This window comes from Planktotalea frisia (assembly GCF_001890925.1).
In the GTDB taxonomy this organism is placed as follows: domain Bacteria; phylum Pseudomonadota; class Alphaproteobacteria; order Rhodobacterales; family Rhodobacteraceae; genus Planktotalea; species Planktotalea frisia.
In genome coordinates, this window is record NZ_MLCB01000139.1 from 18,262 (window position 1) to 37,932 (window position 19,671).

Annotated in this window: 19 protein-coding genes; 7 read left to right on the forward strand and 12 right to left on the reverse strand. The window is 53.5% G+C overall.

Features of this window, described 5'->3' with window-relative positions; genetic code table 11:
• The first annotated feature begins 25 nt into the window (after positions 1–25).
• From PFRI_RS11000 to dnaQ, 4 genes are read left to right on the forward strand one after another with little or no spacing between them, the layout of a single operon-like run.
• Complete coding sequence (locus PFRI_RS11000; protein ID WP_072630756.1) at positions 26–625, forward strand: Maf family protein; 600 nt, start codon at positions 26–28, stop codon at positions 623–625.
• The gene (locus tag PFRI_RS11005; RefSeq protein WP_072630757.1) at positions 622–1,455 is read left to right on the forward strand and encodes a shikimate dehydrogenase; all 834 of its coding nucleotides are present in this window, start codon (positions 622–624) and stop codon (positions 1,453–1,455) included. Before PFRI_RS11000 ends, PFRI_RS11005 begins: the two co-directional genes overlap by 4 nt.
• The gene (gene coaE / locus PFRI_RS11010; RefSeq protein ID WP_072630758.1) at positions 1,452–2,045 is read left to right on the forward strand and encodes a dephospho-CoA kinase; all 594 of its coding nucleotides are present in this window, start codon (positions 1,452–1,454) and stop codon (positions 2,043–2,045) included. The genes PFRI_RS11005 and coaE overlap by 4 nt, the downstream gene beginning before the upstream one ends.
• Positions 2,038–2,727, forward strand: a complete 690-nt coding sequence (dnaQ, locus tag PFRI_RS11015) for a DNA polymerase III subunit epsilon (RefSeq protein WP_072630759.1) — start codon at positions 2,038–2,040, stop codon at positions 2,725–2,727. The genes coaE and dnaQ overlap by 8 nt, the downstream gene beginning before the upstream one ends.
• Positions 2,728–2,736: 9 nt before the next feature.
• On the opposite strand, the gene secB is transcribed toward dnaQ, so the two are convergent.
• Together secB and PFRI_RS11025 are read right to left on the reverse strand one after the other, a co-directional pair.
• Positions 2,737–3,237, reverse strand: coding sequence for a protein-export chaperone SecB (gene secB / locus PFRI_RS11020; protein WP_072630760.1), 501 nt, complete (start codon positions 3,235–3,237; stop codon positions 2,737–2,739).
• A 58-nt stretch (positions 3,238–3,295) separates the two neighbouring features.
• On the reverse strand, positions 3,296–3,769 hold the full coding sequence (locus tag PFRI_RS11025) for an FxsA family protein (RefSeq protein ID WP_072630761.1): 474 nt from the start codon (positions 3,767–3,769) through the stop codon (positions 3,296–3,298).
• 106 nt (positions 3,770–3,875) lie between these two features.
• On the opposite strand from PFRI_RS11025, the gene PFRI_RS11030 reads away from it, so the two are divergent.
• From PFRI_RS11030 to PFRI_RS11040, 3 genes are read left to right on the forward strand one after another with little or no spacing between them, the layout of a single operon-like run.
• On the forward strand, positions 3,876–4,541 hold the full coding sequence (locus PFRI_RS11030; RefSeq protein ID WP_072630762.1) for a Tim44/TimA family putative adaptor protein: 666 nt from the start codon (positions 3,876–3,878) through the stop codon (positions 4,539–4,541).
• Positions 4,542–4,582: 41 nt separating this feature from the next.
• The gene (gene mltA, locus PFRI_RS11035; protein WP_245812348.1) at positions 4,583–5,575 is read left to right on the forward strand and encodes a murein transglycosylase A; all 993 of its coding nucleotides are present in this window, start codon (positions 4,583–4,585) and stop codon (positions 5,573–5,575) included.
• Position 5,576: 1 nt separating this feature from the next.
• Positions 5,577–6,164: a Smr/MutS family protein gene (locus PFRI_RS11040; RefSeq protein ID WP_072630764.1), complete on the forward strand. Its 588-nt coding sequence runs from the start codon at positions 5,577–5,579 to the stop codon at positions 6,162–6,164.
• Here PFRI_RS11040 and PFRI_RS11045 read toward each other — a convergent pair.
• The 10 genes from PFRI_RS11045 to tsaE form a co-directional block, all read right to left on the reverse strand.
• On the reverse strand, positions 6,147–7,367 hold the full coding sequence (locus tag PFRI_RS11045; RefSeq protein WP_072630765.1) for an MFS transporter: 1,221 nt from the start codon (positions 7,365–7,367) through the stop codon (positions 6,147–6,149). The genes PFRI_RS11040 and PFRI_RS11045 overlap by 18 nt on opposite strands.
• Positions 7,368–7,373: 6 nt before the next feature.
• Positions 7,374–8,681: an ATP-dependent protease ATPase subunit HslU gene (gene hslU, locus PFRI_RS11050; protein WP_072630766.1), complete on the reverse strand. Its 1,308-nt coding sequence runs from the start codon at positions 8,679–8,681 to the stop codon at positions 7,374–7,376.
• On the reverse strand, positions 8,678–9,748 hold the full coding sequence (locus PFRI_RS11055) for a hypothetical protein (protein WP_072630767.1): 1,071 nt from the start codon (positions 9,746–9,748) through the stop codon (positions 8,678–8,680). The genes hslU and PFRI_RS11055 overlap by 4 nt, the downstream gene beginning before the upstream one ends.
• On the reverse strand, positions 9,745–10,302 hold the full coding sequence (gene hslV, locus PFRI_RS11060; RefSeq protein WP_072630768.1) for an ATP-dependent protease subunit HslV: 558 nt from the start codon (positions 10,300–10,302) through the stop codon (positions 9,745–9,747). The genes PFRI_RS11055 and hslV overlap by 4 nt, the downstream gene beginning before the upstream one ends.
• Before the next feature lie 122 nt (positions 10,303–10,424).
• Positions 10,425–10,745 carry a thioredoxin gene (gene trxA / locus PFRI_RS11065; RefSeq protein ID WP_072630769.1) on the reverse strand — a complete coding sequence of 107 codons (321 nt, stop codon included), beginning with the start codon at positions 10,743–10,745 and terminating at the stop codon, positions 10,425–10,427.
• A gap of 72 nt (positions 10,746–10,817) precedes the next feature.
• Entirely contained in the window at positions 10,818–14,162 is a 3,345-nt protein-coding gene (gene addA, locus PFRI_RS11070; RefSeq protein ID WP_072630770.1) for a double-strand break repair helicase AddA, read from the reverse strand.
• Positions 14,159–17,101, reverse strand: coding sequence for a double-strand break repair protein AddB (addB, locus tag PFRI_RS11075; protein WP_072630771.1), 2,943 nt, complete (start codon positions 17,099–17,101; stop codon positions 14,159–14,161). The genes addA and addB overlap by 4 nt, the downstream gene beginning before the upstream one ends.
• Complete coding sequence (locus tag PFRI_RS11080; RefSeq protein ID WP_072630772.1) at positions 17,094–17,789, reverse strand: nucleotidyltransferase family protein; 696 nt, start codon at positions 17,787–17,789, stop codon at positions 17,094–17,096. Before PFRI_RS11080 ends, addB begins: the two co-directional genes overlap by 8 nt.
• Positions 17,765–18,790, reverse strand: coding sequence for an aminoglycoside phosphotransferase family protein (locus PFRI_RS11085; RefSeq protein ID WP_072630773.1), 1,026 nt, complete (start codon positions 18,788–18,790; stop codon positions 17,765–17,767). The genes PFRI_RS11080 and PFRI_RS11085 overlap by 25 nt, the downstream gene beginning before the upstream one ends.
• Complete coding sequence (gene tsaE / locus PFRI_RS11090; protein ID WP_245812350.1) at positions 18,787–19,218, reverse strand: tRNA (adenosine(37)-N6)-threonylcarbamoyltransferase complex ATPase subunit type 1 TsaE; 432 nt, start codon at positions 19,216–19,218, stop codon at positions 18,787–18,789. The genes PFRI_RS11085 and tsaE overlap by 4 nt, the downstream gene beginning before the upstream one ends.
• Between the last annotated feature and the right edge of the window lie 453 nt (positions 19,219–19,671).

The following is a 19,671-nucleotide window of genomic DNA, read 5'->3' on the forward strand; positions in this document are numbered from 1 at the left end:
TCCCTTGATCCACGGACTTATCCACATGACCGCTCCCCTTATTCTAGCGTCTGGTTCTGAAACGCGGCGCGAGATGCTGCAAAACGCAGGGCTTCAGATTGAAACGATCAAGCCGCGCGTTGACGAAGACATGATGCGCGACGCGATGTTGGCGGAAGAGGCAAAGCCGCGTGATATTGCCGATGCTCTTGCGGAAATGAAAGCGCGTAAGATTAGTGAGAAACATCCGGATCGCCTTGTTCTTGGTTGCGATCAAGTCCTCGATTTTCGTGGCACGCTTTATTCCAAGGCGCGAACCAGAGAAGAGGCCGTGCAACAATTGACCGAACTACGCGGTGCGCGACATTCATTGTTAAGTGCTGCGGTGCTTTATGAGGGCGGCAAACCGATTTGGCGTCACGTTGGAACAGCGCGCTTAACCACGCGTGTCTACTCCGATGCGTTCATTCAGGATTATGTGACACGCAACTGGGAAGATGTGCGTCACTGCGTTGGCTGCTACAAACTTGAGGCTGAAGGCGTGCGTCTGTTCGCGCAGGTGGAGGGCAATCATTTCACCGTTCTTGGTCTTCCCCTGATCGAATTGGTCAATTACCTCACCCTCAAAGGGGAGCTACAGCAATGAGAGAGCAGAAAATTCCATTGGCGGGTGTGATTGGTCATCCGATTGCGCACTCGAGGTCGCCGCAGCTACATGGGCATTGGTTACGCAAATATGCGATCAAAGGGCACTACATCCCGATGGATATCGCGCCGCAAGATCTTGAAAGCACTATTCAGATGTTGCCGAAGATGGGGTTTGTCGGGTTGAACGTCACGCTCCCCCATAAAGAAGCGGTGTTGGAGCTTGCTGATCTTGTCACAGATCGGGCCAAACTCATCGGCGCTGCGAATACGCTTATTTTCCGTAAAGACGGAAAAATTCATGCGGATAATACGGACGGATACGGGTTTATGCAGAATTTGCTGCAAAGCGCGCCTAAGTGGAACCCGCGAGCAGGCCCCGCAATGGTACTGGGTGCAGGTGGCGCTGCGCGTGCGGTTCTTGCGTCGTTCATTGATATTGGCGTGCCGGAAATTTTGCTTACCAATCGAACGCGTGAACGTGCGGAGCAACTCAAGGCAGATTTCGGCGACAAGATTACTGTCGTGGATTGGGTACAAGCCGGTAATGCGATGGAGGGGGTGAATGCTGTGATCAACACCACCTCGCTCGGCATGGTCGGCAAGCCTGAGATGCGCGTACCTTTGGACGCACTTGCGCCCGGAATGTTGGTGAGTGATCTGGTCTACACACCCCTGCAAACCAAACTTTTGCGCGCGGCTACGGATGCGGGCGCGACGGCGGTTGATGGTTTAGGTATGCTTTTGCATCAAGCTGCGCCAGGTTTTGAGCGTTGGTTCAAAGTGAAGCCTGAAGTGGACGATGAACTTCGCGCGGTTGTGTTGCGATGAATTTTAAGTTGGGTCTGACGGGCTCCATCGGGATGGGCAAATCGACAACTGCGCAAATGTTCGCGGATGCAGGTTGCGATGTTTGGGACGCGGATGCGGCTGTGCACCGGCTCTATGCAATAGGTGGCGCTGCGGTTGCACCGATGAAAGCTTTGTTGCCTGAGGTGATTATTGATGACGCTGTTTCACGTGACGCTCTGCGAGAGGTAATTCAAGCAGACCCAAGCATTCTGAAACATATTGAACAGATCGTTCATCCTTTAGTTGGGCAAGATCGTGCGGTATTCATCGCTAACTCTAAGCAAGATATCTTGGTGTTCGATATCCCCATTTTGTTCGAAACTGGTGGCAATAAAACAATGGATGCAGTTGCGTGCGTAAGTGTTGATGCAGCCACCCAGCGTGCACGCGTTCTAGCGCGTGGTACTATGAGTGAAGCGCAGTTTGAGCAAATCTTAGCCAAGCAAATGCCCATTGAAGAAAAGCGCGCGCTTAGTGATTATGTGATCGAAACCGATACGCTGGAGCATGCGAAAACGCAGGTCGAAGCGATAGTGAGAGACATCAAAGGGAAGCTGCAAAATGCGTGAGCTGGTTCTGGACACCGAGACGACAGGCTTTGATCCGCAACAAGGCGATCGCATCGTTGAGATTGGCGCGGTTGAGTTGATCAATCAGATGCCAACGGGGCGTACCTATCACCAATACATTAACCCAGAGCGTGCCATGCCGAATGAGGCTTTTGAAGTGCATGGTTTGGGCGACGATTTTCTGCGCGATAAACCCGTATTCAAACAGATCGCTCAGGAGTTTCTAGATTTCGTTGGCACAGACAAGATGGTCATCCACAATGCTACGTTCGATATGAAATTTCTGAATGCAGAGCTTGGTTGGTTGAATTTGCCACAATTGCCGTGGGAACAAGCGCTCGACACGCTCGCAATCGCGCGCAAGAAATTTCCGGGCTCGCCTGCTTCTCTTGATGCTCTGTGTCGTAGGTTCAATATCGATAATTCGAACCGTACTTTGCACGGCGCTTTGCTCGATTCTGAAATTCTAGCGGAAGTGTATTTAGAGCTGTTAGGCGGACGTCAGCCCGGCCTCGTGCTTGCCAATTCTGGCGGTGGCGCGAATGGCGGTTCTGAGGAAACGTGGCGTGCATCCAAGCGTCCCTCCCCGCTTCCGCCTCGGATTACCGAGGAAGAAACCAAAGCGCATGCCACCTTTGTTGAAAAACTTGGGGAAGATGCGCTTTGGTCTAAGCTTACTTAGTTAGGCAGTTTAATTAGGCTGGGCTTGCGCCGCTGCGTCTGCCTGACGACGTGCAATTTCGTTTCGGTAAAGCGATACGAAATCGATGTTCTCAAGGTTGAGAGGCGGGAAGCCACCATCGCGTGTCACGTCTGATACGATGCGACGCACAAACGGGAATGTCATGCGTGGGCACTCGATCAACAAGAACGGGTGCATCTGGTCTTCTGGCACACCTTCAATGTGGAAAACGCCAGCGTACTCAAGCTCAAGCAAGAACAACTGCTGATCTGTGTCTTTCACCTTGGATGTGATGTTCACTTTGGTGATGACTTCAAACTGATGCTCGGCTGTACGCTTTTTCGCGTCCAAGTTCACCTGAACCTGCACATCAGGGTTCACTTCGCCCTGAATGCCCTTTTGCGCCAGAATGTTTTCAAACGACATATCGCGAATATACTGCGCGAGGATGTTCATTTTGATCTGCGCCGCCTCTGGGGCTGCTGCCTCTGGTGTTTCGTTCTCAGCCATTGAAATTCTCCGGTAAAATGTCAGTTAGCGCAGTGCTTAACAGCAAGCGGCGAGGGTCTCAATGCTTTGTCCATCCGGAAGGGGGCGCATTTGGATCTCGCGGCACTTCTTCGAATTCACCATCGATAATGTTGGGATCTTGCCGCGCACGCGGTTGCGCTTGGCCGCCCATATCAAAGGTCTGAACTTTGATGCGTGACTTTAGGTAACGAAACACGGCGGATCGCACAGCCGGAACCAGCAGCGCAAAGCCGACAGCATCCGTAAAGAAGCCAGGTGTGAGCAAAAGTGCGCCGGACACCAAAATCATCGCCCCATGCGCGAGCGGTTCGGACGGATCAGAGAGCGTTCCGAAGGACTGGCGCAGGTTGTTCATGGCCAAAGCACCCTGCGTGCGGACCAAAAATGTGCCGATCACTGCCGTTAAAATGACGATTCCCAAAGTTGACCAGAGGCCAATCGCCCCACCGATTTGAATAAATAGTGCGATTTCGATCAATGGGACCGATAAAAACGCCAAAAATAACCACATCTTTCCGCTTCTCCTGTGACTTGCGGGCACAGTGGACTTGACCACCGCCCTTGCGTACATAAGTCCTCAAGTAACGTGTTGCTATGCTTGAGAGGACGACACCTTCATGAATTCGCCCATTATCCAACTTTTAGTACTTGCCGGCATCGCAGTTTTCCTAATTTTGCGGCTTAAAAATGTGCTTGGCACGCGGGAAGGCTTTGAAAAGCCACCAGCGCCAGCGCCAGCGCCAGCGCCCTCAGCGCGTAAACGCCCTGAGTTCGAAGTGATCGAAGGCGGTCCTGACCTCGATATCGCGGATCATACAGAGGGGATGCCGGAGGCGGCAGAAGCTTTGGCCAAGATGAAAGCGGCAGAGCCTTCTTTCGGCGTGTCCGATTTTCTTGGCGGTGCGCGCGGCGCTTACGAAATGATCCTCATGGGGTTCGAGCGTGGCGATCTGGCCGACATCAAGCCGTTTCTTGACGATGATGTTTACGCAAGCTTTGCCGAAGTGGTTGAGCTGCGCGAAAAGCAAGGTCTGACAGTCGAAGCGTCTTTCGTTGGTATTCGTGAAATGTCTTTGGCCGATGCCACCTTCGATGACGAAAGCGGTATTGGTGAAGTTTCGGTGAAGTTCATTGGTGAGATGACATCAGTGGTGCGTGACAACGCCGGAGAGATCGTTGAAGGCGATGCGAAAAAGATCAAACGTCAGAAAGATGTTTGGACCTTCGCGCGCAAGATGGGTGCAGATGATCCGAACTGGCAACTCGTTGCCACTGGCGAATGATCCGTGCCCTTAGGGCATTACTTTTTGCAGGGGGCGTTTTAATGAGCGCCTCCGCACAGGCGGAAACTGTCTACTCGATCCTCGATTTCGACGATTTAGACGGCTGGGCCGAAGACGATCACCAAGCAGCGCTAGATGTGTTTCGCTCGACCTGTCGTGATATGAAAACCCCTGATTGGAAAACGCTGTGCCGTGCGGCGCAAGATCAACAAAATGCGCGCGCGTTTTTCGAGCTTTTCTTTCGTCCGTTGCTGATTGAAGACGGCAAGGACATGATGTTTACGGGCTATTTTGAACCTGAACTTGATGGTTCACGCACCAAGACTGCGCGCTACAAATACCCAATTTACGCGATGCCAAGAGATGCCAAGACAGCGGGTCAATGGTACACGCGTCGTCAAATTCTCGAAGATGGGGTGATGGACGGTCTCAACCTTGAGATTTGTTACGTCGATGATCCGGTCGAATTATTCTTCCTGCAGATCCAAGGATCTGGTCGCGTGCGTCTGCCCGACGGTAGCTTCCTGCGCGTTGGCTTTGGTGGTTCGAACCGTCACAACTATCGCTCTATCGGGCAAGAAATGGTGCGGCGTGGGATTTATCAATCACATCAGGTCTCTGCCGAAGTGATCAAAAACTGGGTGCGACGTAATCCCGAAGAGGGCAGAGAACTGCTCTTTCACAACCCATCTTACGTGTTTTTCCGCGAAGTGAGCGAAGTGCCTGCGGACAAGGGTCCGCTGGGTGCGATGAACCGCTCTATCACGACGATGCGTTCGATTGCGGTTGATCCGAAATTCACCCCGCTTGGTGCGCCTGTTTGGATTGAGAAAGATGGTAAATCACCGCTGCGTCGTTTGATGGTCGCACAAGACACCGGATCAGCGATTAAGGGCGCGCAGCGTGCTGACGTGTTTTTTGGAACCGGTGATCAAGCAGGCAAGGAAGCAGGTCGTTTGCGTGATCCGGGCCGCATGGTTGTGCTGATGCCGATCCAGCGTGCTTACGCTTATCTGCCTGAGAACGTCCAGTAAGATGAGCCGCCGCCGTGTGAAGCCAGACGAGCTTGATCTGTGGAATCAAGTGGCGCGCACGACAGAACGGTTAACGCCGCCGAAACGCTCGATTATCGTCGATGCGCCGCTGCAAGAGAAACCACCAAAGCGCGAAGCAAAGTCAATTGCGCCGTTCAAATTAGGCGCGCTTCCAACCGCGACCCGTGAAATGCGTGATGTTTTGCCTGCGCTTAGCGAACGTTTGCGCGCGGCACCTGTGCAAATGGACGCGAAGTCCTACAAGACAATGCAGCGCGGAAAACTCAAACCCGAAGGGCGCATCGATCTGCATGGCATGACCGTCGCGCAAGCGCATCCAGCGCTTATTTCGTTCATCATGTCCGCGCAATCATCGGGCAAAAGGTTGGTTCTGGTGATCACTGGTAAGGGTGGTAAGCGCGAAGAGCTTGGCGCAATTGCCCCACAACGTATGGGGGCTTTGAAGCGGCAAGTGCCGCTATGGTTAACTATGGCGCCTGTTTCAACGGCTGTTCTGCAAGTGACTGAAAGTCATATCCGTCATGGTGGGGCAGGGGCCTATTACGTTTACTTACGCCGCGCTCGGTAGCAATTTGCGCGATGTGGATATCCCGATCCAGATTGAGAGGGACGTCAGCACAAAGTAAACAGCGACCCAGATGTATTGCGATGCAATTCCAATGCCAAAGTCGATCAATATGCCTGTGAGGCCCGGCCCAATCGCTGATCCTAGCACCATAACTGCTGCTGCCACTGCTTTGATTGCACCCAGATGGGCGGTTCCGTAAAATTCGGCCCAAAAGGCAGCGATTAACGTCGCTTGCGCCCCTGCGGTGAGGGCTAGAAAGAAGAAACCCCAGCCAAGCCCCAACATGTGCGTCGCGAAAATCACGAAGGCTGCAACCATTGGCAATTGGTGAAATGGCAACAGCTTTGCAGTGCCCAAGCGATCGACCAACGCCCCCGTCGCGATCATTGCGATGACGGTCACGGCGGTAAAAAACGGGAAGTAGCTGACCATTTGCAGCGTGCTGATACCGACCACAGTCGCGTAGTGCACCTGATGAAAGAAAAATGCGGTGTTAAAGGCGGATGGTCCAAGGATTGCGGGCACCATGAGCCAGAACAGTGGATGATGCAGCATGTCTTTGCGGCTCCAGTGCAGGCCGCTCATTCCAAGGCTGTCGCTGCTTTGCGCCATAGATGCAGGTGTGCGTTCTTTTGACAGAAGGGTCATCAAAAGCGGCACACCAAGCAAAGCGATACCAGCGCAGAGCAACCAAATCACATGCCAATCGAGTAAGGCCATCAGCGCGACAACTGCTATGGGTAGGAAAGCTTGGCCCATAGAAAACCCCAAAGCGGCAATCGACAAAGCGCGCCCGCGCGTTGCAACAAACCAACGCGCCATGGCAACGGCGGCGATATGGCTCATCATGCCTTGACCCGTCAGGCGCAGCGCGAAAATCACCAAAGGAAGCGCCCAAAGCCAAGGGTTCACCGCCATCGCAACACAAGCAAGCGCCAATGCAATCAGGCTGATTGCGCCCAAAGTGCGCACACGAAAAATGTCAGCTTGCCGACCTGCCCAGACCATCACAATCGCAGAAGCGGTGGTTCCGACCGTATACATCGTCCCCCAGCCACCATGGCTGAGGTTGAATGCGCTTTGAATATCAGCAGCGAACAACGCGATGAAAAAGGTCTGCCCGAAACTGGAAAGACAGGTCAAAAGCACGCCCGCGCTTAACCATCTGGCATTGTCGTGCAGATAGTCGCTTAGCGTCCTCACGCGCGTTTACAGAACATATCGGGAGACGTCTGTAGAGCGGGAAAGTTCGCCCAGATAAGTCTCTACAAAGGCGGAATCGACAGAAATCGTTTCACCCCCGCGATCTGGTGCAGTGAAGGAGAGTTCTTCGAACACGCGTTCAAGTACAGTGTAAAGACGGCGCGCACCGATGTTTTCAACGCTTTGATTAACCTCTGCTGCAATCTTTGCCAAAGCAGCGATACCGTCATTTGTGAAAGAAACGAGGACGTCCTCGGTCCGCATCAAAGCCGTGTATTGAAGCGTTAACGCGTTGTCGGTTTCAGTCAGAATGCGCACGAAGTCTTCCTCAGTTAAAGCGCGCAATTCAACGCGGATCGGCAAGCGACCCTGAAGTTCTGGAAGCAAATCAGAAGGCTTCGCAATGTGGAACGCACCAGAGGCAATGAACAGGATATGATCGGTTTTCACAGGGCCATGTTTGGTGCTGACAACAGTGCCTTCGATCAACGGTAGCAGGTCGCGCTGAACCCCTTCACGCGATACATCACCACCGCGTGCATCGGCGCGGGTGCAGACTTTGTCGATTTCATCAAGGAAGACGATGCCGTTCTGCTCAACCGCTTCAAGAGCGGCACGTGTCACCATTTCATCATCAAGCAGCTTGTCCGCTTCCTCACTGACCAGCACATCATAGCTTTCTAGCACAGTTAATTTCTTGCGCGTTGTGCGCCCACCCATAGCTTTGCCGAACAGATCGCCAATGTTCATCATGCCCATGTTTTGGCCCGGTTGACCGGGAATTTCGAATCCTGACATCGGATTTGAGTTGTCCGCGACTTCAAGCTCAATCACTGTATGATCAAGCTCACCAGAACGAAGTTTTTTGCGGAACATTTCGCGTGTCGCCTCGCGCGCACCTTCGCCTGCAATCGCTTCGATCACACGCTCTTCAGCGGCGGCTTCTGCCTTGGCCTTCACGTCCTCACGCATGTATTCGCGGGTCTCGCCAATTGCACCATCGACCAGATCACGAATGATCTGTTCTACGTCGCGACCAACGTAACCGACTTCAGTGAATTTGGTTGCTTCCACTTTGATGAACGGCGCGCGCGCGAGTTTGGCGAGGCGGCGAGAGATTTCGGTTTTACCGACACCAGTCGGCCCAATCATCAGAATGTTCTTTGGATAAACCTCATCACGCAGATCATCCGCCAACTGCTTGCGGCGCCAGCGATTGCGCAAAGCCACAGCAACGGCACGCTTGGCATCGTTCTGACCAATGATGAAACGATCAAGTTCCGAGACAATTTCGCGGGGGGTGAGGTCGGTCATAATGAAGTCTCCGTCAGGCCCCATGGGGGTAATTCTTCTTTGCCGGGAAAGCCGGGCAGTGCGTCCATGATGCGCGCGCGTAACCCTTCCCATTTTGCGCCAAGAAACACGAGGCCGAGGCCAAGGATCAAAATGACGATTGCCGCGTTGCCGTCTAGGATCGTGATAGCAAGGGCAACGATGTAGCCGATGCCCGCGACCAAAAAGCTGCGTCGATCAATGATCATGGCGAAAACCGCCATCATGGCGAGGAACCCGAGTAGGATGATTTGGCTCGCGATCCCACCGCCCTCAAGAAGCGTCAGCGCAACGGTATTCACAATTGCAGGGGCAGCGATAACGTGTAGCCAAAAACCAGAAGAGGCACGGCGCGTGACACGGTGCGGATCGGACATATCGAAACGCAGCGCGATCGCGAGACCGATAAGACCCAAGATTATCGTGATGTAGGCGTATGGGCCATTATTCGTGAGCATGAAGAAATCGCTCGGGCTGGGTGTGTTGACGCCGCCTTGAACAACCAGCGCGCCAGTCGCGACAAACACGCCAAGAGCGATGAAGAATACAGTGACGGGGATGCGAAACATAAAATAGTAGGCAGCAAGAAGAAGTGTCGAAAGCGTAACAGCGCACGCGAGCATAGATGCGCCACTAAACCCCATTAGATTGGCGAGGCTTGCGCCGATCTGAAGACCACTCAGCATCATCAACACGACGAGCATTATCGACGGAGCAACCATGCGGCGCTTTACCGTGAAATAACGTGTGAGAACATACGTAACGATGACGGAAATGACGCCATACACCAATGTGCTTCCGTTCTCGTTGTCAGACAGAAGCAAACTGATCCCAGTCAGACCCATCCAGCCCGAATAAAGAATGACGAGACCGATAACGATGAACACTTCGTTGAAGCCACGGAACAGCTCGAACGGTTCGTCCAACCCATCCATATTTTCACGTGTGCCACGACGGCGATCCGCCAGCGCCATAAGCGATGCGGCTTGCGGTTCTGTTAAGATGTTGGAGGCAACCGCGGCGCGAATGTCGTCTTTATCGAGGCTCATGCTTTTATCGTTTCTACAGTGAGTTTGCCGTTGGTGTAGACGCAAATGTCAGACGCAATCGACATGGCCTTGCGCGCTATATCCTCTGCGCCCATATCGCTGTCCATCAGTGCGCGCGCAGCGGCGAGGGCGAAGTTGCCGCCAGATCCAATCGCGGTCACATCATGCTCAGGCTCAAGAACGTCGCCAGCGCCAGTGATCACCAACAGATCTTTGCCGTCGGTGACGATCAGCATCGCTTCTAATTTTTGCAGGTACTTGTCGGTACGCCAGTCTTTCGCCAATTCAACAGAAGCACGGGCGAGTTGACCGGGGGTTGCCTCTAGCTTGGCTTCGAGACGCTCTAACAGCGTAAATGCATCAGCGGTCGAACCCGCAAACCCGCACACGACATCGTAGCCACCGGGGGACAGACGGCGCACCTTTTTCGCAGTCCCTTTGATAACGGTAGGTCCGAGAGAGACCTGGCCATCACCCGCAATCACCACTTCGCCACCCTTGCGAACGCCGATAATCGTGGTGCCGTGCCAGCCGGGGAATTCATTGCTGCTCATGCGCGCTCTCCTAAATCGTTACGCTCTATATGGCGGGGAGGGGCGCAACCTGCAAGAAAGCAGCCCAAAAAAGCAAAAGGGCGCACCGGTGGTACGCCCTATCGTTAACCAATTAACGCAGTTTAAAGCGCTTCGTTGATCCAGCTTTGCAAAGCGGCTTTTGGTGCTGCGCCTGCGCGGTTGGAAACGACTTCGCCGTCTTTGAAGATGAAGAGCGCCGGAATACCGCGCACGCCCATAGCAGCTGCGGAGTTCGGGTTGCTGTCTACGTCGACCTTCACAATCTTAACATTGTCGCCATATTCAGCGGACAATTCTTCCAGCGCTGGGCCGATTTGTTTGCAGGGGCCACACCATTCTGCCCAGAAGTCGACAACGACTGGAACGGTGGAATTTTTGACTTCAGCGTCAAATGTGGCGTCGGTAACGGCAACAGTAGCCATGGGGCGTCTCCTAAGGAATATCGCGGTAAATCTAGATGTGCGAACCTAGGTATTGGGGGTCGTGCCGTCAAGCTACATAGAAACGTCCGCTCGCAAGAATGCGGCATTCACTTGCTCTGCGTCGAGTTCCATTAGGGTGGCGTTACCCGTCCAAACGATGCCTGTTCGAATACGTTTGCTCGGATAAATCTTTTGCAAAGCAGCGCTATAGGCCCCCATTTGGCGCAGCAATCCTTCGGGACATTTATGCGGTGTTTCAGGGATTGCTACGTTGGTTTTGAAATCGATTGCCCAAACGTCAGTGTCGTTCACGATTAGGCGATCTATGATGCCGTAGAGCGGTTTTTCAGAGAGATCGCGAATTTGAGCGGTGATTGGCACCTCTGACATGGTGCCGTTTTCGAAGATGAAAGAAATATCCGGCGCGTTGATAACGCTTGCGGCTTCGTTCACATAGTCAGGGAGTTGCGGCAGATCAGGAAGCAAAGCGTCTGCGATTGTTTGCCAACGTTCAGGCGGTGTTTCTGCGAAATGCTCGATGAGCAAATGGATTTGCGTGCCGCGTAGTTTGGCAGCGTCTTCGTCTAGGGCCATTTCGCTCGGAAGTGCCTTTGCACCGCCAAGATCGGTAGATGGGCTGATGCTGGTTTTGGCTTCTTTTACGGGGCTGACGGTTTCACGAAAAATAGGCTCTAATAGAACTGTTTCGCTCACAACCGAACGCTCTGGCGTATTGTCTGCATTACCCCAAGGCACAGGCTCGATCCGGATGCCGCGCCCAAATCCGAAATCATGCTCTACATGTGGGCGTTCGCGCGCAGCGGCGCTGACTAAGCCATACCAGCTTTCTTCATCGCTTTTACCGAGATCACCCGCCGCCCCTAGGATCAGCCATTTTTCAGCACGCGTCATCGCGACATACAACAGGCGCATGCGCTCTTCGGCTTGGCGTTCTTCGCGCTGTGCTTTTGCGGCAAGTACGTTGTCGGGCGCATCATCGTTGCGCACATTCCATCCAACCAGATCGTCCAGCTCAATCAGCGAACCACCGCCCGGACTGCGCCGCTTCTGGGTTTCTGGCATGATCACGATTGGCGCCTCAAGCCCTTTGGAGCCATGCACTGTCATCACGCGAATTTCGTCGCGGTCCTGACTTAGCTGGCGTTTGATCGTGAGGTCATCCGTTTCCATCCAAGTGAGGAATCCCGTAAGTGAAGGAATGCGAGAGCGTTCAAAAGAGAGCGCCTGAGCAAGCAACGCGTCGATACCGTCTTCCGCCTCGCGCCCAAGTCGCCCAATAAAGCGACGACGTCCTTCGTGACGGATCAAAACGCGTTCGATCAGATCGTATGGGCGTAGGAAATCCGCCTCTTTGCGCAAATCTTCGAGTAGGGCGAACACCTCTGGATGTTGTTCTTTTTGATTGCGCAATTCCTGCCAAAGAAAGCGCGCGTCGCGCCCTTGCGCGAGATCAAAAAGCTGTTTCTCGCTCCAGCCGATAAGAGGGGATTTCAGAACAACGGCAAGGGAATAGTCGTCCTCTGGCGTCGCAAGAAAGCTGAGCAAGGCCTGCAAATCGCGTACGGCCATTTCTGCACCAACCTTGAGACGATCAGCGCCCGCGATGGGCAATCCCGCCGTTTTACACGCGCGAATGATTTCTTCGAACAAATCAGAGCGGCGCTGAACGAGGATCAAAACGTCGCCTGCGCGCACCTTGCGAAAGCCGTCTTTATCGTAAATCGACTCGCCATAGGGGCCAGTCATGCGCTTGATTTCGTCGGCAATGCGCTGGGCCATCAGCACGGTTTCGTCGTTTTCGCTTAGCTTATCGACAGTGTCGGACCAATCGCTCGGTTCATGTTTGTCGGCCTTTGGAATTGCGGGCCAGATATCAACGCGACCAGGGGGGCCGCCCTCAAAAGCGAGGTGGGTAGAGCTGGCAAAACCAGCGGCGGCATGCCCCTCGAACGTCTTGTCAACGAGTTCAAGAATACACTGCGCAGAGCGGAAGGAATAGTGCAGTTCCGCATCGACAAGCGGAGTATTGGTGGGGCGCAAGCGCGTGTCAAACTCACTGCGCATCCGGTCAAATTCACGCGGGTCGGCACCTTGGAATGAATAGATCGACTGCTTCTTGTCGCCGACCACGAAGATCGTGCGCGGAACCTCGTCACGCGCGCCTTCGCCGGCGGTAATTTCTGAGGTGAGCCGCTCAATCACATCCCACTGCGTCGGGCTGGTGTCTTGCGCTTCATCCACAAGAATATGGTCGATGCCACCGTCGAGTTTATAGAGCACCCATTGCGCCATTTCCGAGTTGGCGAGCAGGTCGCGTGTTTTCAAAATAAGGTCGTCGAAATCAAGCCAACCACGCGCTTGTTTGCTGGCTTCATACCGCTTGAGAAACGCGGCAGCGAAGCGATTGAGTTTGAGGGTTTTTTGAACAGCAGCAAGTTTGAGCCGTGAAGTGCGGGCGGCTTCAACACGCAAGATCCAAGCGTCCAGTGCATCTTGATGAGCAACAAAATTCTTTTGCGCGCCTTTCGCAGGGATTTTGCCAACTTTGGCGCTGCCATCCTTTTTGAGCAAAAAGGCGTCTTCCAGAATGGGCAAGGCGCTCGCGTCAAGCGCGGTAATCAAGGTTAACTTCTGCGCCATTTTTACGTCTGTCACGCCCGATCTGTTAAGCACGTTTATCAGTGCAGACAGCAGCCCTGCCTCGCCACCCATGAAGACCGAAGCGGCGATTGCTTCATTGGTTAGTGAGGGATCCACATCGTAGGCAGCGAACACTGCGCTGTCGCTTGGGGGTGTCAAAAGTGCACTGCGGTGGCGCACGATTTCGCCGCTGAGTTCGGTCAAATCATAGGCACCCGTGACAGTGGCTAAATCCATAATTAGTGGCGCTTGGTCGCTCGCAGCCATGTCCTCGATGATTTCTTCACGCAGCAAATCAGCAGCGCGTTCTTCCATTTCAGCGAACTGGGGTGAGACGTTTGCCTCTAACGGGAATCGACGCAATACGGTTGAGCAGAACGAGTGAATCGTCTGGATTTTTAAACCACCGGGGGCTTCTATCGCGGCGGCAAACAACGTGCGCGCGCTGCGAAGATCGTCGTTGGTGATCGACCCTTCTTCGCCAAGTTCGCGCAAAGCGTTGCGCAATGTATCGTCCTCAAGCATGGCCCATTCGCCGAGCCGCTTGAACAAGCGGTTTTGCATCTCTGCCGCCGCCGCTTTGGTGTAGGTCAAGCAAAGGATGCGTTCGGGTGGCACTTGCGCCAAAAGCAAGCGCGCGACGCGATCCGTCAACACGCGCGTTTTACCAGACCCAGCATTCGCAGATAACCACGTAGAAACATGTGGGCGCGCGGCGTTGACCTGCGCGAGTGTGGCGTCGTTGCGCGCGATCATGGCTTTACTCCGTCGTCGTCGGGCATGGTCGTTTCGTCCCATTCACCAAAGCGTGCAAGTTGGTCATATCGACCGAAACTCTTGGATTTTTCCATCGCGCGGCGTGCGGTATAACCCTTATTAGGCTCTTGATAGTCTGCAATGAGCTTATGAAGTTCGCTCCAAACCTGCGCTGTTGGTTTTTCGTCCAATGGGGCTTGCACGGACTTCACACCAGATCCAACGCCAAGGTACGTGGCACCCTCAACATGGCGTGGATGAATTCCGTCAAAGTCGCCGCGCTCGGCCATTGCAGCCTCGAGCAAAAGTTGCATGTCAAACGCGATCTGTTGGGGTTTGGTCGGAATTTGACCGGTCTTGTAGTCATATAAATGTGCACCGCTGCGGGCGTCCAGATCGATGCGATCGGCTTTTACAGTCAGGGTAAATCCAAGATCGGACAGGACGCTTTTGCCCTCCACTTCAAGCTTTGTGGATACGGCGTTCGCTTGTCGATCGCGTTCTTCAGCGACGAATTCATCTGCCAAACGCGCAATACGCGCAGCCCACATAAGGCGCGCAGATGGCCAGTCCACATCGCTGTCAAAAATGCGCTTGGCGTGCGCCATAAGATCATCGGCGGTGTTCGCGCTGTCCCAACTGCGCACGAAGTCCTCGAACACTTGGTGCACCGCAATGCCGCGCAAACGCGCGTCGGCAGTTTTGACAAGACTGTCGAGCGGCGCGAGCTTGAGAACATGCTTGGCGTAGATCGCGTAAGGATCCCGCACGAGAGTTTTGATTTCCGTGACAGACAGCTGATTGGGCCGCGCATTTACCGCAGGTCTGGGTGAGGGTCGCGCAGCAGCGGCGCTCTTGATAGGTGTTTCCAAAAGCGCGGCGCGCTGGAGCCATTCAGTGCCGCGCGCTTGCATTTGCTTTATCGCCTCAGGTCCATTTTGATCTGGCAAACCGCCCATCAAATTGGTTAATCGGTTAAGCCATCGAGAGGGCACAGTTTGCGCATCATCGGAGCGTTGCGAGCGAGTGAGCCATACCTCTTGCGCTGCGATGGCTTGCTGAAAATCATGCGCTGACAGACCGACACGGCGCTCTGGCAACAGCAATCCCGCCCCTGCCCGCATACGGCGGTTTAGCCACGGATCGGGCTTGGGGGCTTCTGGCCAGCTGCCTTCATTCAAGCCTGCAAGGATGAGTAAATCGGCCCCTTGAACGCGTGCTTCCAGCGTGCCCCAGATTAGCACATTGGGATGGCCCAAGTCAGGTTTACGCACTTCGCCGCGTGATAGGATACCACCGAACAAATCCGCATAATCACGAGCACTCAGGTCGGGCAAGGCGTCGAGAACTGGTTGAAGCGCGTGCCATTGCGCGAGCGCGGCACGTCCTGCTGCTTCTTGCCACAACTCACCTGTTCCGCTGCCTGTCGCTCCTTGGGAGATACGTTCCGCCAAATCGATATGCTGCTCAGCAAGGTTAACTGCGTTCTGGGGCCCCTCACATGTGAGATCGCAAAAGGTCTGAGCGACCCAGTTCGACCATTCTTTCGCGCCGTCGCGCTTGTTCTTTTTCGCCCAAGCATTCAGGCTGTCTGCGGTTGGAAACGCAGGCCCGTATCTGCGGATAGACAGCTCTAACTCGCGGGTCAAACGCAAGTGATCCCCGCGATCAGAACCGCGATGAGTGAGCGGATGTTTGAGCAATGTAAGCAGCGCTTCGGCATCAAGTGGGCGCGTGAATAGCTCTAGAACGTGACGCAAAAAACGACCGGGGGGCGATAGTTGCAAGGGCGTTCCCGCGCTGTCATCGGGTTTGATATTCCAACGATCAAGGGCCGCGGTGACTTGCCGCGTGAGCATCCGATCAGGCGTGATTAATGCGGTTGTCTTACCTTCGCTCGCGGCGCGCCTAAGACGCATTGCAATGGCGAGCGCTTCTTCGCGGGTGTTTTGGGCCTCAACCAGCGTTACATTTTGCATCGCGCTGGGCAAATCACCCAAATCAGGCCCATCGCGCAGCCAGCCGTCAGTGACAGGAACAGGGCGCAAAGCGAGTGAAACCACGGCGTTTCGACGCGTATCGGCAGAGGGCGTAGTGCCCCACATCGGAACGCGTTTCGGGTGAAGCGCAAGCGACTGAAGAAAGCTCGCAAACCGATATTGTGGATGATCCTCTGGCGCGAGCCGCGCGGGGTGTTCTGCGATAAGTTCTTCCCAAACTTCCGCAGGCATATCGACATCAAAACCAGGCAAAATCACAGCGCCTTGCGGCAAGTTTGCGACGGTTTTCATCAGCAAGGATGTGGTGCCACGAGAGCCGGTTGATCCCGCAAGAATGACAGGATGATCAGGTGGATTAAGGTGCCATTCTTCGATTTGAGCGAGCACAACAGCACGCGCGCGCTCTTCGCTATCGGGTTGTTCTTGCGACAGATCAAGAAACTGGCCGACAATGCCAATAAATTCCTGTGCACGCTTCCAATGACCAGAAATATCGCTAACTTCAAGTTGGGAGATATCGTTAAGCGTGACGCCCTCGCCTTGCATTTCATCCATGAGCACGGCGAGTGATTCTGCGAGGTCAAACAAAGAACTGCGGGCGGCAAGTGACGGGTTCTGCCGCAGCAAAGCATCAACAAGTGAGATAAGTTCAACACGGCGCGCGAGCGGTGAAATCGATGGGGGAATTTCGTGAAATTTTGGATCTTTGCCAAGGTCGCTCAGCAACGTGATGCGTGGCAAAAAATGGGCGCCGCCATCTAGGAAAAGCGCGCTCACACGCCGCCGCATCCGTGCTGTGTTAACTATGAGATGGACGCGCGCCATGTCTTCGGGCGCTTTGCTCTTCATGCGATCCATCACGCCGTAAACTAGTGCTTTCGGGAAATCTACGCCAAGCTCTAATGCAAAAACACGCGCGCTTTCTTGTGTGTCAAACATCTGAATATCCCAGCATTTCTTCCGCGAGTGTGATACCTTCGGGAGTGCCAACATCACACCAACGCCCTGCATATCGAACGCCAAACATGCGGTTGTGAGCGAGAAGTTTTTCCCAAAGTAGCTTGAGCGAGAAAGAGGTTTCGTTAATCTCGCTTAGCAGGTCCGTTTTGATAATTTGAACGCCTGTGTAAACATCGCCCGCGCCATATGTAAGTTGCCCGTTATCAGCCAGAATGAAGTCGCCGTTTCCTTTGTGGCCAATCGCGTTTTCCTTGGGAATACAGAGCAAGAGCGCGTCCATTTCTTTGGGATTCCATGACTCTAATAAGGTCGAAAGTGCGTTGGGGCCTTTCCAAACAGCATCGGTGTTCATGGTGAACACAGGGTTCGAACCGAGCAAAGGCAGAGCATTTTTTAAACCACCACCAGTTTCCAAAATGATGTCACGTTCCTCGACGATAGTAATGTCTTTTTGATTGCTCAGGTGCGCTTTGACCTGCTCTGGAAAGTAGTGACAATTCACAACTTTTTTCAAAGGCGTGTATTGGTTAACCTGTTCAAGCGCATGATCCAGGAGAGTGCGATTGGCGACACGCACCAAAGGTTTTGGTTGATGCTTGGTTAACTCGCGCATGCGCGTGCCAAATCCTGCGGCAAAAAGCATTATAGCGTTGGGATGGTCGCGCATTTGTCTTTGAGCCTTATGAGGATTTCGGGTGTTGGCGTTGGGAGTGTTTCGTTCAAAATTGTGCCAACGGGTTCGTTAATCTTTTGCCCCAAATCGCGCTGAATGAAATTCCAGACGCGGGGAATGAAATCGACGTAATGCGGTTTGCCAAAGTGCATCGAAAGCCGCGCGAAAACGCCGAGAATGCGTAGATTTCGCTGAAGTCCAAGAAGGTGGTAGGCATCGCGAAACTCTTGATCATCGATCGCTGAATGCGTGACATAATGTTGGACCATTGCTTCTTCGACAGACTCTGGCACATCTCGGCGAGCGTCTTTTAACATCGAAACGAGATCATATGCGGGATGACCGAGTTGCGCATCTTGGTAATCCAAAAGCCCGACGCGCGCATGGCCTTTGCGATCAGAGAGCCAAAGCAGGTTTTCGGCGTGATAATCTCGTTGAATAAGAACGCTTGGAGCGCTTATTCTGGTCTCAAGCAAATGCGAAAAGGCAGTTTTGAAAGTGTCGCGGTGGTCGATGTTAACCTTGTCCGACGCGCCGAATTGATACCAATCAAACGCGAGTAAAGCCATATCCGTCATTGATTTGGTATCATAGGGAAGCAGCGAGGGCGGTGGCGCTTTGTGTAGGTGAAGCAAAACATCGGTCGCGGCTTCGTAGAGTGGAATTTCGAGCTCAGGTTTGTCGGCGACCGCTTTCGCGTAAAGATCATCGCCTAGGTCTTCAATTATCAGAAGACCGCTGGCTTCGTCGGCGGCATAAATATCAGGTGCGCTGAGCGAAAGGCTTCGAAGGTAGTTGGTGATTTTAATGAATGGGCGAACGTCGTTTCCTAGTTTTGGATCGGCGTCCATAAGAACTGCGATGCGACCATCTTTTCCGGCCGCAAGTCGTTGATATTTGCGCAGTGAAGCGTCACCAGCCAAGGGAGCGCGCAGTGCGTTGGCCCAATTGGTCTTTGCCAAAAATTCGGAAATAATGCTTTCGCGCATGTTCATGAGAGGGCTTTCAATAGTTTTATCGCGAGTGCGGATGTGTTTTCTTTGATCGTTACACAACGCTCATCGTCGTTTTGGGTTGTTTCGAAGGTGAGAGTGACCGCTGTCTTTGGCGTTGAGTTGCCCAATCTATCGGGCCATTCGATCAGACAGATCGCGTTGGTAAAAGCATCATATAATCCAAGCTCATCGGCTTCGCTGGGGTCGCTTAAACGATAGAGGTCAGCATGCCAAATTTCACCCGTGCGCGTCTCGTATGTCTGAACAAGTGTAAAAGTTGGAGAGGGAACGTCTTCAGGATTTGTTTGCAAGGACTGGATCAGAGCGCGCGCGAAGAAACTTTTGCCAGCGCCGATGTCACCTTGAAGTAAAAGCGTATCGCCTTTGGACAGAATAGCGCCCACTTTTGTGGCAAACGCAGCTGTCATGTCCGTGCTTGTAAGGACGATATGAGGTGAGACGACATTCATGACGCCAAACTACGGTGCTTTCGCGAAACGTGAAACCGTGAATTGTAATCAAGCGACAGCAGAAGATCGTTGTGCGATTTGCTTTTGGCCTAGCTTTTGGCCCCTTGGGATACTGACGGATGGTGGATTTGACGCGAGCGTAACGAGGCTTGCGCCAGAAGCGAGCGGCGCCACTCGTAATTCGATAGCTTGGCCATCTTTGCTAATGAGGTTTGCGCTCCAGGATTCGCGTTCGACGCTTTCAGATACAAAATTGCGAATTTCACCCCAAGCAGGGGTGGGTTGGCAGGTTTTCTGACACAAACGTGTGACGTCTTTTACGGACATGTTGATCAAATTTTGATCTGAGGTTTGTCTGAAGTGGTCCGGCAAAACTGGACAGCGTGCTAAGATGTATCCAACCTTGAAGAC